We start from the raw sequence: 12,762 nt of genomic DNA on the forward strand, positions 1-12,762 counted from the left end.
GGGACCTGTGGACACGCGGCACAGCGTCGTACCGAAGGTCGACCCGGTGCCCGCCTCGTCCAAAACGCCACTGTGGCAGCGATACCGATGGACCGTCCTGCGTGCCTTGTCGCCGATCGTCCTCCTCGTTCTGTGGCAGATCGCCAGTGCTGCCGGAGTCCTCTCCGAACGTGTTCTCCCCGCACCGTCACTGATCTTCGACGCGGGTCTGCAATTGCTGCGCAACGGTGAATTGGCCGACGCTCTGGCTATTTCCGGAACGCGAGTGGTTCAAGGACTCCTGCTGGGCGGGCTGATCGGGGTGGCACTCGGGGCGCTCGTCGGACTGTCCAAACTCGCCGAAGCAACCGTCGATCCACCGCTGCAGATGCTGCGTGCACTCCCACACCTCGGGTTGATCCCACTGTTCATCCTGTGGTTCGGAATCGGCGAGACTCCCAAGATTCTGCTTGTCGCTCTCGGAGTGGCATTTCCGTTGTACCTCAACACGTTCTCGGCCATCCGCCAGATCGATCGCGACTTTCTCGACACCGCAGTTGTCCTCGGTTTCTCGTGGCGACAGCGATTCACCACCATCATTCTGCCGAGCATCGCGCCCCAGCTGTTGGTGGGACTTCGGCAGTCGTTGGCCATCGCGTGGCTGTCGTTGATCGTGGCCGAGCAGATCAACGCCGAATCGGGGCTCGGCTACATCATCAACAACGCGCGGGACTTCCTGCGGGTCGACACCATCATCTTCGGTCTCGTCGTCTACGCACTGATGGGAATCGGCACCGACGGAATCGTCCGAATCCTCGAAAAGCGAGCCCTCCGTTATCGATTGGACGCGTGAGCCATGACTACGACGACCACCTCCGTCGCCACCCTGCACGGCATCGACAAGTTCTACGGATCCAGTCACGTGTTGAAGGGTGTCGACCTGTCCATCGAGCGCGGCGAAATCGTCTCGCTGGTCGGACGATCCGGCTCCGGCAAGTCGACCATCCTGCGTGTCCTGGCCGGACTGTCGACCGACCACACAGGGGAGCGGCACGTCGCCGGGCATCCTGCGGTCGCGTTTCAGGAACCACGCCTGTTCCCGTGGCGGTCTGTTCGTCAGAACGTCTCCTACGGTCTGAACACCGCAGGCGTCACCGGCAACGAGGCATTGACTGCTGCGGACGCGACCCTGGACGAGGTGGGGCTGGCCGAGAAGCGAGACGCATGGCCACTCACATTGTCCGGTGGGCAAGCTCAGCGCGCTGCGCTGGCGCGGGCTTTGGTGGGGGAGCCCGAACTGCTGCTCCTCGACGAACCGTTCGGCGCGCTCGACGCACTCACACGACTGACGATGCAGTCACTTCTGCTCGACCTGTGGGGACGGCATCGCTTCGGCATCCTCCTGGTCACGCACGATGTCGACGAGGCGATCGCGCTGGCCGATCGGGTTGTAGTGCTCGAGAACGGCGCAGTCTCGGACACCGTCACCGTCGATCTGCCCCGCCCCCGCGATCGCGGAACGCCGGGCTTTTCCCGCCTTCGCACCCATCTGCTCGGAGCTCTCGGAGTTCACTGACCGTCCAATTCGGCACCTGACAAGGATCTTTCACACATGTCGTCACATGCTCGTCCTCGATCTCTGCGCGCACTCGGTGTGCTCACTGCCCTGTCCTTGACGGTCGTCGGACTCACCGGTTGCGTCTCGCGTGGTAGCGATACCACCAACACCCAAGCCCCGGAACTGGTCTCGAACGACCAACTGGCCACAGTCACCCTCGATGTCGGCGACCAGAAGGGTGGCACCGAAGCCCTACTGCGCGCATCGGGTGAGCTGGACTCCGCTCCCTACGATGTTGCGTTCTCCACCTTCACTTCCGGCCCGCCTCAGGTGGAGGCGGCAACGGCCGGCCAGATCGACTTCGCGGTCACCGGCAACACGCCCCCCGTCTTCGGGGTTGCAGCCAATGCACGCATCAAGGTCGTCTCCGCCTACACCAACGACGCGAGTGGCGATCAGATTCTCGTGCCGCCGGATTCGACTCTCGGGTCGTTCGCCGACCTGCGCGGCAAGAAGATCGCAGTGGGCAAGGGAAGTTCCGCGCACGGCCACGTGCTGCTGCAGTTGCAGAAGGCCGGCTTGACCACCGACGACGTTCAGCTCGTGTTCCTTCAGCCTGCCGATGCGCTGACGGCATTCACTTCCGGCGAGGTCGACGCTTGGGCGATCTGGGATCCGTTCACCGCCATCGCGCAGGTGCAGAACGGCTCGAAGACGCTGACCACCGCGGAGGGCGTGGCCAACGGTTACGGCTTCGGCATCGCGTCGCAGCAGGCGCTCGACGATCCCGCGAAGAACACCGCCCTGCAGGACTTCGTAGTTCGCCTGGCCAAGGCGTCCGCATGGGCGGACGCACACCCCGCAGAGTGGGCGGCGGCGTACTCCACGGCCGTCGGCATCGACCCGGCCGCGGGTGAATTGGCACAGGGACGAAGTCAGCGACCCGCAATTGCTCTGGACGACACTGTGATCGAGTCCGAGCAAGCACTGTTCGATGCGTTCGTCGAGAGCGGAAGCATCCCTGGCGGCAACACGTTCGCGGACTTCGTCGACACGCGTTACAACGCCGCCATCGCCGACGCGACCGCCCCCACCAACTGATCACCCACCACGTAGTAGGAGTTCACTCGTGACCGCACGCATCTTCTGGTTCCTCCCCACCGCAGGCGACGGCCGCTCCATCGTCGGCGCATCTCACGCGTCGGCCAACATCGTCGAACCTGCCGGGTTCCGTCGTCCGTCGCTGCGGTACCTCACGGAGGTGGCTCAGGCCGCGGACCGCCTCGGCTACGAGGGAGTGTTGACTCCGACCGGAACGTGGTGCGAGGACGCCTGGTTGACTACGGCCGCGCTATTGCAGAGCACCCGACGGTTGAAGTTCCTTGTCGCCTTCCGTCCCGGCCTCACGCCGCCCACGTTGGCGGCGCAACAGGCAGCGACGCTGCAGCGGTTCTCGGAAGGTCGGGTGCTGTTCAACATCGTCACCGGCGGCGACGACGTCGAACAGCGTCGTTTCGGGGACTGGATCGACCACGATCGGCGCTACGCCCGCACCGACGAATTTCTCGGACTCGTGCACCGAATCTGGACCGAGACGTCGGTCGATCACGAAGGCGAATTCTTCAAGGTTGCCGATGCACGCGTGTCCGAAGCACCGGACCCGTTGCCCGAGTTCTGGTTCGGCGGTTCGTCCGATCCCGCACTCGCTGTTGCGGCCAAGCACGTCCAGACGTACCTGACGTGGGGTGAGCCTCCGGCCGACGCCCGCGCCAAGATCGAGAAAGTGCAGGCGCTCGCGGACGACGAGGGCCGCAAGCTCACCTATGGCATTCGCCTGCACACCATCAGCCGCGACACCTCCGAAGAGGCCTGGGCCGTCGCACAAAAGCTGCTCGACGAGCTTCCCGAGGAGCAGGTGTCTGCGGCACACGCGCTGCACTCGTCCTCGCAGTCCGAGGGACAGCGTCGGATGGCCGCATTGCACGGGGGCAGCAAGGATTCGCTCGAGATCTACCCGAACCTGTGGGCCGGAGTCGGTCTCGTTCGAGGCGGTGCCGGCACCGCGCTGGTTGGTTCACACGAGGAGGTCGCCAACCTGATCGGCGAGTATCACGACGCCGGATTCGACGAGTTCATCCTGTCGGGCTACCCACACCTCGAGGAGGCGTACCACTTCGCCGAGGGAGTACGCCCCATCCTCGACGCACGAGGAATCACGGTTCCCGCGCGCTAGAGCACGTGGGATCGAACCCGCCGGGTCTGCGCAACTGGGAAATTTGTCCAGTAGATGGTGTGAAAAATGGATGATAGACGAGGGTAAATCTGTATGATAGCTGCGTGTCCAGTGCCATGTACGTCCCGCGAATCGTGGACGAGGAGCTCGACGACCTCCTCCCTCACCTAGCCGCGATCAACCTCGACGGTGCGAAGGGCGTAGGCAAGACCGCTACCGCCACCCGCCGTGCGAAGTCGGTTCTCGAACTCGACAACGCGGTGGATCGGCAGCTGATTTCTGCGGACCCAGATCTGCTCGCGAGATCGGCGCGCCCCATGCTTATCGATGAATGGCAACGATTCCCGCCGTCATGGGATCTGGTTCGCAGAGCCGTGGACAACGATGCGTCGGGTGGGCAATTTCTGCTGACGGGAAGCGCGCCGCCTTCCGACGCTGTCGTCCACTCCGGTGCAGGCCGAATTGTCCGTGTACGAATGTGGCCTCTGAGCTTCGCCGAACGTCGGCCGTCGGATTCGGCTGTATCCCTGAAGGACTTGCTGTCTCCCCGGCAGGTGACTATTTCGGGTTCGACCGAGACCGTGCTCGGCGATTACATCGAAGAAGTGCTGGTTTCCGGCTTCCCTGGCATCCGTCGTCTCGCCGGTCGCGCGAATCGCGCAGCTTTGGACGGCTACCTGCACGCGATCATCGAACACGACTTTCCGGAGCAAGGCCACGTGGTTCGACGTCCGGAATCCCTTCGTGCCTGGATGACTGCATACGCCGCAGCCACATCGACCACAGCATCCTGGGAGTCGATCAGGGATGCGGCAACGCCGGGTGCGACCCACAAGCCAACCCGTCAAACATCGATCAACTATCGCGATGTGCTCAGTCGCCTGCGCATGCTGCATGACGTAGAAGCATGGTTGCCGCAGGATAATTCGTTGGGGAAGCTGGCCAAGGCACCTAAGCACCATCTAGTGGACCCAGCCCTGTGCGCTCGATTGCTCGGCGTGACAGCTGAGTCCCTGTTGACGCCTGGCGGCTCGGCGGGCGTCAGATTGGGGCACCTTTTCGAGTCGTTCGTAACGCAAAGCCTCGAGGTGTACGCGCAAGCGAACGAGGCGAGGCTGTTTCATTTCCGTGGCAGGACTGCCGAAGTGGATCTGATCGTCGAGCAAGGCGATGGATCGTTCATCGGCATCGAGGTGAAAGTCTCGCCCGATATCACGGACCACGATGTCCGACATCTGAAGTGGCTTCGGAGCGCAGTGGGCAGTCGAATGAGGGACGCGATCGTAGTGACGACAGGTCCTCACTCTTACCGCCGGCAGGACGGTATCGCGGTGATTCCGTTGGCTTTGCTCGCGCCATAGCTGGGCCGCGATCGCTACCCCGGGTCGGCGTGGCCTTTACTGCTCCGGCGCGAGGACGATATCGAATTCGACCCTCGACCACGTGTTTTCGCCCAGTTCTCGGCCGTCGGGGGTGGGGGTGCCCGCAGGCTGTTCCACGAAGTCCTTGATGAGCGAATCCTTGACGCCGAACACCGAATCGCGATCGAGCAGTTCGTCGCCGCGCACGAAGATGTGGGTGATCAGTGTCCGTTTACCCTCGGCGGTGACCATGAAGTGCAGGTGCGATGCGCGCATCGGTGAGCGTCCGGCGGCGTCGAGCATCCGTCCGACGGGGCCGTCGAACGGAATCGGGTACGGGGTCGGAGTGAGGCCCCAGAACGCGAACTTCCCGTCGTCGTCGGAGAACAGGTGACCGCGAGCGGCGACCCGTCCGTCGGAGTACTGGACGTCGTAGAAGCCGTCGTCGTCGGCCTCCCACACCTCGATCCGGGCATTCGCGACGGGTTCACCTGCAATATCGGTGACCGTCCCCTCGACCCAACATGCCTGGCCGGGTGCGCCCTGGGAGATGTCTCCGCCCGATTCGATGGCGGGGGCGTCGTCGACGAAGAACGGACCGAACACCGTCGACTCCGTCTCGCCTGCGATCGCTTCGTTGTTGACGGTCACCGTCTGCATCGAGGCACCGAAGACATCGGACAGCAGGATGAATTCCTGACGCCGGTCATCGGTGATGTGACCGACCTCGGTGAGGAACTCGATGGCCTTGGTCCACTCGTCCTCGGTCAGTCTCACCTCTCGGATGAACGCATGCAGATGCTCGGTCAACCCGGTGAGGAGTTCTCGCAGTCGCGGATCGGGGGTGTCGGCGAAGCTGGCGACGACCTTGTCGGTCAGCGCACGCTCTCGGCCGCTCTGCTCGGAGGAGACGTCGGTGCGGTTGCCGATACCCATGTCAGCGGTCCTCGTTCTCGGAAGTCGTTCCTGCCCAAGCATTACGGAGCAAAACCATGAGCGATTCAGCAGTGACGGGCCGCGGATTGGAGGCGGGAGCTGCTTCGAGAACGAGCGCAACGGCCTCCTCGAGATCGGACTCCTCGAGACCGTAGTCGCGCAGCGCGGTCGGTGCCTCGAGTTCGGTGCGGAGCGACCACAGTCCCTCCACCGCAGTGGAGGTCCCGAAAGCAGCCGCGATGCGCTGCTCGGCCGCGGGCGCGTACGGAGCGTTGTACTCGAGTACGTGTGGCAGCACGATTGCGTGCGTCTGGGCATGCGGCATGTTGTACGTGCCACCGAGAACATGGCAGATCTTGTGATGCAATCCGGACCCCGCGGACGCGAAGGCGACCGCGGAAAGGTAAGCGCCGTAAAGGGTTTGCTCATGGCCGGATTGGCTGGTGGAATTTCGCTTGATGTCTCGAAGCCCGCTGGACAGCGCAGTGATGGCCTCTACTGCGAGAGTCGAATTGATCGGATCCGCCCGAGGAGCCCACATCGAGTCGACGGAATGCGCCAGGGCGTTGAGTCCTGACGCCACACTCAATTCCACCGGAAGGGTCAGCAGCGAGAGCACGTCGTAGATCACGGTGGTCGGGAGCACTCGCGCGTCGACGCCGGTGGTCTTGCGCGACGCCTCGGTCAGTCCCCACACATTCGTGGCCTCCGAGCCCGCGTACGTGGTGGGAATGGCGACGATGGGGATGCCACTGGTCAGGGCGACGGCTTTCGCCAGACCGGTGGTCGAACCGCCGCCGACGGAGACGAGCAGATCCACCTCGTGTTCGCGGGCTGCAGCGCGTGCTTTCTCCGCTGTCTCGATCGGAACATGCTGTACCACTTCGGAGTACATCAGGCGAGGCTCGATCTCGCTGCACACCGATGTTGCCAGCTCGGTTTCGGCGGGGCCTGCAATCACCATGACCGACGTCGCGCCGAGTCGACCGACCTCGGCAGCGAGGTTGGATGCGGCCTTACCTGCTCCGAACAGAACGCGTTGTGCGAGTGTGTCGTGCTCGAATTCGAGCATCCGTGCCTCCGGTGTGTCGGTGAGTCGAGTGCGCGTCAGTGCGCGGGGCGCGGAGTTGGCTGGTAGGCGAGCAGCAGCCACTGGTCGTTCTCCTTGACCCACACCGCAATCGAGTTGTTCACCAGCTCTTTTTCTTTGCCGTTGGCGGTGATGCTCGCGTTCATTTCGCCGACGACGACTGCGGTGTCGCCCGAGACGAGAATGTCGTCGGTGGGGTGATCGATGCGGTGGTAGACGTAGAAGCCCGAGGTGACCTTGTTCAGGTACGAGTCGATCGTGTCGCGGCTGCCGTCGGAGTGGGTGTACACGAGGTTCGGGTGGCAGCAGCTCACGAAGGCGTCGAGATTGCCGTCGACGATTGCCGCGTAGCGCTTGTTCTCGAGCTCGGAGATCGTGGCCTTGATGGCGTCGATATCGAGTTCCTGTGCCTGTGTCATGGATTCTCCTGGAAAGTCGAGCGGCCGCAGGTGTGCCGGTAAGTGATGACGGTAGGGAGCTGAATGGCAAGTGTCAACTGTCACAGAACACTCTCTACTTCGCCCGATCAGCGTTCGCATGGCCTCGGCGGCCACTTGCGGGCATGGTTCGAGTTTCAGTATCCGCAGTTGAGAGACCCCTTATCACCCCTGAAAGTGGCGTAGCGCATGAGCTGCTTGACAAAGTGACCCACTGCACAGTTCAATCAGGACAGGACATTCATGCAGCAGTGGTGGACATTCTGACGCGATGTGCCGCGTGCGACGCGCACAGCTGACTTTTTCGCTGCAGAACCTGCCGCCGGCTCCACCACCCTCATCGCCCGATCAACGGAGAACTCTCGTGACATCACATGGTCAATCGGTTGGAGGACCGGCTCCCTCGACGGGCGTCGAGCCCACTCCAGGAAGCGAACGATCGTCGGCAGGCGTAGTGGGGACGGCTCTGAGCGGACGAGCTCGAGGCGCTGTCGCCATCGGAATTGCCACCGTAGTTCTGTTCCTGATCAGCGCCCTGCTCGCGCCGCAGAGCGTCAGCAGTGGCGCGATATCGGCGATGTTGCCGTTCGCGGCGATCCTCGCGGTCGTCGCGATCGGACAGACCCTGGTCGTGCAACAGGGCGGTATCGATCTTTCGGTACCGGGCGTGTTCTCACTGTCGGTCGTCGTGGTCACCAAGCTCGCCAGTAGCGGTACGACCGGTGCCATCGTCATGGCCGTGATCGCAGCACTGCTCATCTCCGCAGTGGCCGGAGCGGTCTCGGGCTTCGTCGTCGCGCGATTGAATGTTGCTCCGATCGTCGCGACTCTGGGTATGAATGCACTGCTCATCGGCGCGACCTGGGCGGTCTCCGAGGGCGCCGCACGTCGTACCCCGACCGGACTGTCCGATGTCATCGGATCGACGGTGTTCGGAGTCCCGGTGACCGTCGTCGTCGCGGTCGTCCTGACGATCATCGTCGGGGTCGTCGTACGCCTCACCCCGACCGGACGCATCTTCGAGGCCGTCGGTGCCAATCCGCGGGTGGCCGTGGCGGCAGGCATCGCACCGCTGCGCTACACGTTGAGCGCGTATTCCGTGGCCGCCGTGCTCTACGCCGTCGCCGGCGTGTTGTTGACCGGCATCGTCAACACTCCTGGAATCAGCGAGGGCAACACCTACCTTCTGCCGTCGGTGGCCGCAGTGGTTCTCGGTGGCACATCGCTGCTCGGCGGTAAGGGCAGTGTGCTCGCCTCGTTGATCGCCGCAGTCTTCTTCACCCAGGTCGACCGTTTGGCGTCGACTCTGGGACTCGCGTACGGCTGGCAGATCCTCATCCAGGCTCTCGCGCTCGGCCTCGGTGTGGCCTTCCACAGCGGTTTCCGGCCCGGACGCACCCGTCGCACGGCTGCCGTCGAGGAACCCAGGAAGCCGGTCGAGGTGTCATGACCGCCGGCACACGGGACTTGCCCCGCTACGACATTCGTTCTTCTCCCTTGACTCGAGGACACCATCGATGAAGCTCAAGACCTACACCCTGCGGATGATGACGCTGTTGCCTGTCGCCGCCCTGATCGCGGGCTGCTCGGTGGGCGGCTTCGAGACCGTGTCCAGCAGCGAGCCGCGGCCGGACTGGTGCGGCCCCAACTCTGCCGTCATCGGATTCGCTGACGGCAGCGGTGGAAACAGTTGGAAGCGAACCAACTTCGCCGAACTGCAGGACGAACTCGCCAAGTGCTCGTCCGTCACGGACTTCATCACCACCGATGCCCAGGGTGACACGCAGAAGGCGATCGCCGACATCAAGAGCCTCGGCGCTCAGGGCGTCGACGGAATGCTCGTGTTCCCCGACTCGGGCAAGGCCGTCCTTCCGGCCCTGCGCTACGAGTACAAGGCCGGCGTCGCCGTCGTTCCGTACCGAATTTCTCCCGGTGGCTCCGAGGGGTCGGAGTACACCACCTTCGTGGCCGCGGACTTCGGCGCGATCGGCCGCCTGTATGCCGAGTGGCTGGTGAAGTCGCTGCCCAACGGTGAGGGCAACGTTCTGTTCCTCGGCGGACCGCCCGCGAACTCTCAGGATCTCGCGGAATACGAAGGCATGCAGGCAGTCCTGGCCGATCATCCGGGTATCAAGTTGATCGGCGACCAGCCGTTCACCGTCACCAACTGGACGCCCGCGGAAACCCAGCAGGCCACCTCGACGATGCTGTCGCGCTTCCCGCAGATCGATGCGGTCATGACGGACTTCGCCGCGACCAGCATCATGACGGCATTTCAGCAGGCCGGCCGGCCGCTTCCGCTGATCGCGTCGGCGGATTCCAACGGATTGTCCTGCCAGTACGAGCAATTGAAGGACGCCAATCCGGGGTTCGAGCTGTTCACGGTCACCTCGCAGACCTACATGGTCCGGTTGGCCGTCCAGCATGTCGTGGCCGAGGCCACCGGAGGCGTAGCACCCGAGTCGAAAGTCGATGTGCCGGTTGCCTTCGAGGACTCGATCAGTGGTGCACCGAGCGCACCGATCTGTGAGCCGAATCTGCCCGAGGACGCGCTCCTGTCGAGCACGCTCGATCCGCAGCGCATCGGAGAGGTACTGCAATGACACGTCCGATCACACCGCAGCCAGTGCTGTCAGGAGCTTCGATGAACGAGAGATCCACGTCCACAGTCACTCTCGCCGAGCCGTACCTTCAGGTCCGCGGAATCGGCATGACGTTCGGCCCGGTGACCGCACTGGCCGGTGTCGACATCGACATCAGGCCGGGGCAGGTGCACGCGCTGCTGGGTGAGAACGGCGCGGGCAAGTCGACGCTGATGTCGATCATCTCCGGAACGCTGAGTCCGACGTCGGGGTCGGTGGTCGTCGCGGGCGACGAGCGGACCGGCTTGACACCCGCCGACGCTCTCGAACTCGGCATCTCCATCGTCCATCAGACTCCCGCGTTGTTGCCGGACCTGACGGTCGCCGAGAATCTCGTTCTGGCCATTCCTCGCCATCTGCGCCCCTCGGTGTTCGAGATGGGGCCGTGGGTCACCGAGAAGCTGGCGGTGGTGGGGTGCACGGTCCACCCGGACACCAGGTGCGCCGACCTCCCCATTGCCGAGCGTCAACTGATCGAGATCGCCAAGGCACTCGCGATCGACACCAAGGTGCTCATTCTCGACGAGCCGACGGCACCGTTGGTGCAGGACAAGGTGGATCTGCTCTTCGAGCAGGTTCGTCGGTTTGCTGCAGCCGGGGTAGCGGTCGTCTACATCACCCACCGCATTCCCGAGGTCCGGGAACTGGCGGACACGATGACCATTCTTCGCGACGGCCGGGTGCGCGGCTCCTACGATCCACAGTCCCTCACCGACGACGAGATCATCACGCTCATCGCAGGCCGCGACGTCGAGGCCGTGTTCCCGCCGAAGGGCAGCGGCCCGAGTGCGGAAGGCCTCGTCGTCGAGAATCTGTCGAGCTCCGATTTCGAGGACATGTCGTTCACGGTCGGTGCGGGCGAGATCGTCGGTCTCGCCGGTGTCGCGGGCAACGGCCAGGTCGCGTTGCTCCGTGCCCTGGCCGGTCTCTCCGAATCCACCGGAACCGTCCGGCTGGGCGGTGATCGATTGACGCTGAAGTCGTCCGCCGACGCACACCGAGCCGGAATCGCGTTCATGCCTGCCGATCGCGCAGGAGAAGGCGTATTGCCGGAATTCTCGATCCGGGAGAATTCCGCCCTCGGCGCGTTCGGGCGATTCGTGTCCAACGGCATCATCGACAAGAGCCGCGAAAGTCGACTCACGACGGCGATGGCCAAGGCCCTGACCGTCAAGGCACCGAGCGTCGAGACCTCGGTGGGGAACCTCTCCGGAGGCAACCAGCAGAAGGTGGTCCTGGCCCGAGCGTTGCTGTCCGAGCCCACGCTCATTCTGGCCGAGGAGCCGACGCAGGGCGTCGACGCCGGGGCCCGCGCCGAGATCTATTCGCAGCTACGAGCGGCCGCGGACGACGGTATGGCGATTGTCGTGCTGTCCTCCGACGCCGTCGAACTCGAGGGATTGTGCGACCGGGTTCTGGTCGTCTCCCGCGGTGCCGTCGTCGAGTCCCTCAGTGGTGACGCGGTGACCGAGCACAACATGATGCAGGCCATGGTGTCGGCCACCGGACACCGAAGTGCTGCGGCGGCAACGGGAGTCGGGGCGGTGGACAAGCCTCCGAGCAAAATCGCTCGATCATTGCCTGCGTACACATTGCTCGGCGCCATCGTGCTGCTGTCCCTGATCGCCACGACGCAGAACGCACGATTCCTCGGTGAAGCCAACCTCGTATCGGTACTGCTCACCACCACGGCGCTCGGTTTCATCGCGCTCGGTCAGATGCTGGTGGTGATGACCGGCGGCATCGATCTGTCGGTGGGTCCTCTCACCGGGCTGGTGCTGGTGATCATGTCGTTCTTCTGGTTCGACGGGGCGTCGGTGGGGAGTCTGGTGGCCGGTGTTGCGGTGGCCGTCGCCGCCGCGATCATCGTCGGCGCAATCAACGGCGGATTGATCCGCGGCCTGGGCTTCACTGCTGTGGCAGCGACACTGGTGACCTACATCGGTATTCAGGGAATCTCGCTGCTGCTCCGACCCGAGATCGACGGATACGTCGACTTCGCCATTCTCGATGTCATCAATTACAGCGTCGGCCCGGTTCCCGTGGCCTTCGTGGTCGCGGTACTCGCAGCCGTCGCGCTCGGTGCCGTTCTGCGCTTCGCTCGGCCCGGAATAGCGCTTCGCGCTTCGGGATCGGACAGCGTCATCGCCGAAAAGATGGGCGTCCGCACCGGCCTCACCGTCACCGCGGCCTACATCGGCTGCTCGTTGATGACGATGCTGGGCGGCATCATGCTGGTCGGTCAGGTCGGCGTCGGTGACCCGAACCAGGGGATCGGTTTCACCTTGTCGGCCATCACCGCGGTCGTCGTGGCCGGAACGCTGCTGCGCGGCGGTAGCGGTTCGCCGATCGCAGTACTGCTCGGAGCGCTTCTGCTGCAGGTGATTCTGGCCCTGGCCAACTTCCTGCGCCTCGATACGGCCTGGCAGTACTGGCTGCAGGGCGCCATCGTCATCGTGGCCGCCGTCCTGTACATCGCTCTGCAGCAGCGCAATTCGGCCCGCACGCACTGACCGTCCGCACAAG

At 64.0% G+C, this 12,762-nt stretch carries 11 protein-coding genes and 1 pseudogene; 9 read left to right on the forward strand and 3 right to left on the reverse strand.

The features are described 5' to 3' along the window. Positions 1–97 precede the first annotated feature (97 nt). The 6 genes and pseudogenes from CH266_RS01975 (at position 98) to CH266_RS25725 (ending at position 5,131) form a co-directional block, all read left to right on the forward strand. Complete coding sequence (locus CH266_RS01975) at positions 98–832, forward strand: ABC transporter permease (RefSeq protein WP_441347034.1); 735 nt, start codon at positions 98–100, stop codon at positions 830–832. 3 nt (positions 833–835) lie between these two features. Then, complete coding sequence (locus tag CH266_RS01980; RefSeq protein WP_032406964.1) at positions 836–1,555, forward strand: ABC transporter ATP-binding protein; 720 nt, start codon at positions 836–838, stop codon at positions 1,553–1,555. A 36-nt stretch (positions 1,556–1,591) separates the two neighbouring features. Further along, complete coding sequence (locus CH266_RS01985) at positions 1,592–2,638, forward strand: ABC transporter substrate-binding protein (RefSeq protein ID WP_094694247.1); 1,047 nt, start codon at positions 1,592–1,594, stop codon at positions 2,636–2,638. A gap of 28 nt (positions 2,639–2,666) precedes the next feature. Beyond that, a complete protein-coding gene (locus CH266_RS01990; RefSeq protein WP_176456981.1) occupies positions 2,667–3,770 on the forward strand; it encodes an LLM class flavin-dependent oxidoreductase in 1,104 nt (367 codons plus the stop codon). Positions 3,771–3,886: 116 nt separating this feature from the next. Beyond that, a pseudogene (locus tag CH266_RS25720) lies at positions 3,887–4,258 on the forward strand (AAA family ATPase); the annotation flags it as partial. 66 nt (positions 4,259–4,324) lie between these two features. Then, positions 4,325–5,131 carry an ATP-binding protein gene (locus tag CH266_RS25725; protein WP_255175820.1) on the forward strand — a complete coding sequence of 269 codons (807 nt, stop codon included), beginning with the start codon at positions 4,325–4,327 and terminating at the stop codon, positions 5,129–5,131. A gap of 36 nt (positions 5,132–5,167) precedes the next feature. Here the strand turns inward: CH266_RS25725 and CH266_RS02000 are convergent, their stop codons facing one another. The 3 genes from CH266_RS02000 to CH266_RS02010 are packed head-to-tail and all read right to left on the reverse strand — an operon-like array spanning position 5,168 to position 7,576. Further along, the gene (locus tag CH266_RS02000) at positions 5,168–6,067 is read right to left on the reverse strand and encodes an intradiol ring-cleavage dioxygenase (protein ID WP_094714552.1); all 900 of its coding nucleotides are present in this window, start codon (positions 6,065–6,067) and stop codon (positions 5,168–5,170) included. Between the two features lies 1 nt (position 6,068). Further along, entirely contained in the window at positions 6,069–7,139 is a 1,071-nt protein-coding gene (locus CH266_RS02005) for a maleylacetate reductase (protein ID WP_094714649.1), read from the reverse strand. Positions 7,140–7,174: 35 nt separating this feature from the next. After that, positions 7,175–7,576, reverse strand: coding sequence for a nuclear transport factor 2 family protein (locus tag CH266_RS02010; RefSeq protein ID WP_094714553.1), 402 nt, complete (start codon positions 7,574–7,576; stop codon positions 7,175–7,177). Positions 7,577–7,958: 382 nt separating this feature from the next. Between CH266_RS02010 and CH266_RS02015 the strand changes: the two genes are divergently transcribed. The 3 genes from CH266_RS02015 to CH266_RS02025 all read left to right on the forward strand — a co-directional run bounded on the left by CH266_RS02015 (position 7,959) and on the right by CH266_RS02025 (position 12,749). Then, on the forward strand, positions 7,959–9,044 hold the full coding sequence (locus CH266_RS02015) for an ABC transporter permease (protein ID WP_032383752.1): 1,086 nt from the start codon (positions 7,959–7,961) through the stop codon (positions 9,042–9,044). Between the two features lie 67 nt (positions 9,045–9,111). After that, the gene (locus CH266_RS02020) at positions 9,112–10,197 is read left to right on the forward strand and encodes an ABC transporter substrate-binding protein (protein WP_032383751.1); all 1,086 of its coding nucleotides are present in this window, start codon (positions 9,112–9,114) and stop codon (positions 10,195–10,197) included. A 41-nt stretch (positions 10,198–10,238) separates the two neighbouring features. Next, on the forward strand, positions 10,239–12,749 hold the full coding sequence (locus CH266_RS02025; protein ID WP_094714650.1) for an ATP-binding cassette domain-containing protein: 2,511 nt from the start codon (positions 10,239–10,241) through the stop codon (positions 12,747–12,749). Positions 12,750–12,762: the final 13 nt, after the last annotated feature.

It is taken from the genome of Rhodococcus sp. 06-1474-1B (assembly GCF_002258885.1).
In the GTDB taxonomy this organism is placed as follows: Bacteria; Actinomycetota; Actinomycetes; order Mycobacteriales; family Mycobacteriaceae; genus Rhodococcoides; species Rhodococcoides fascians.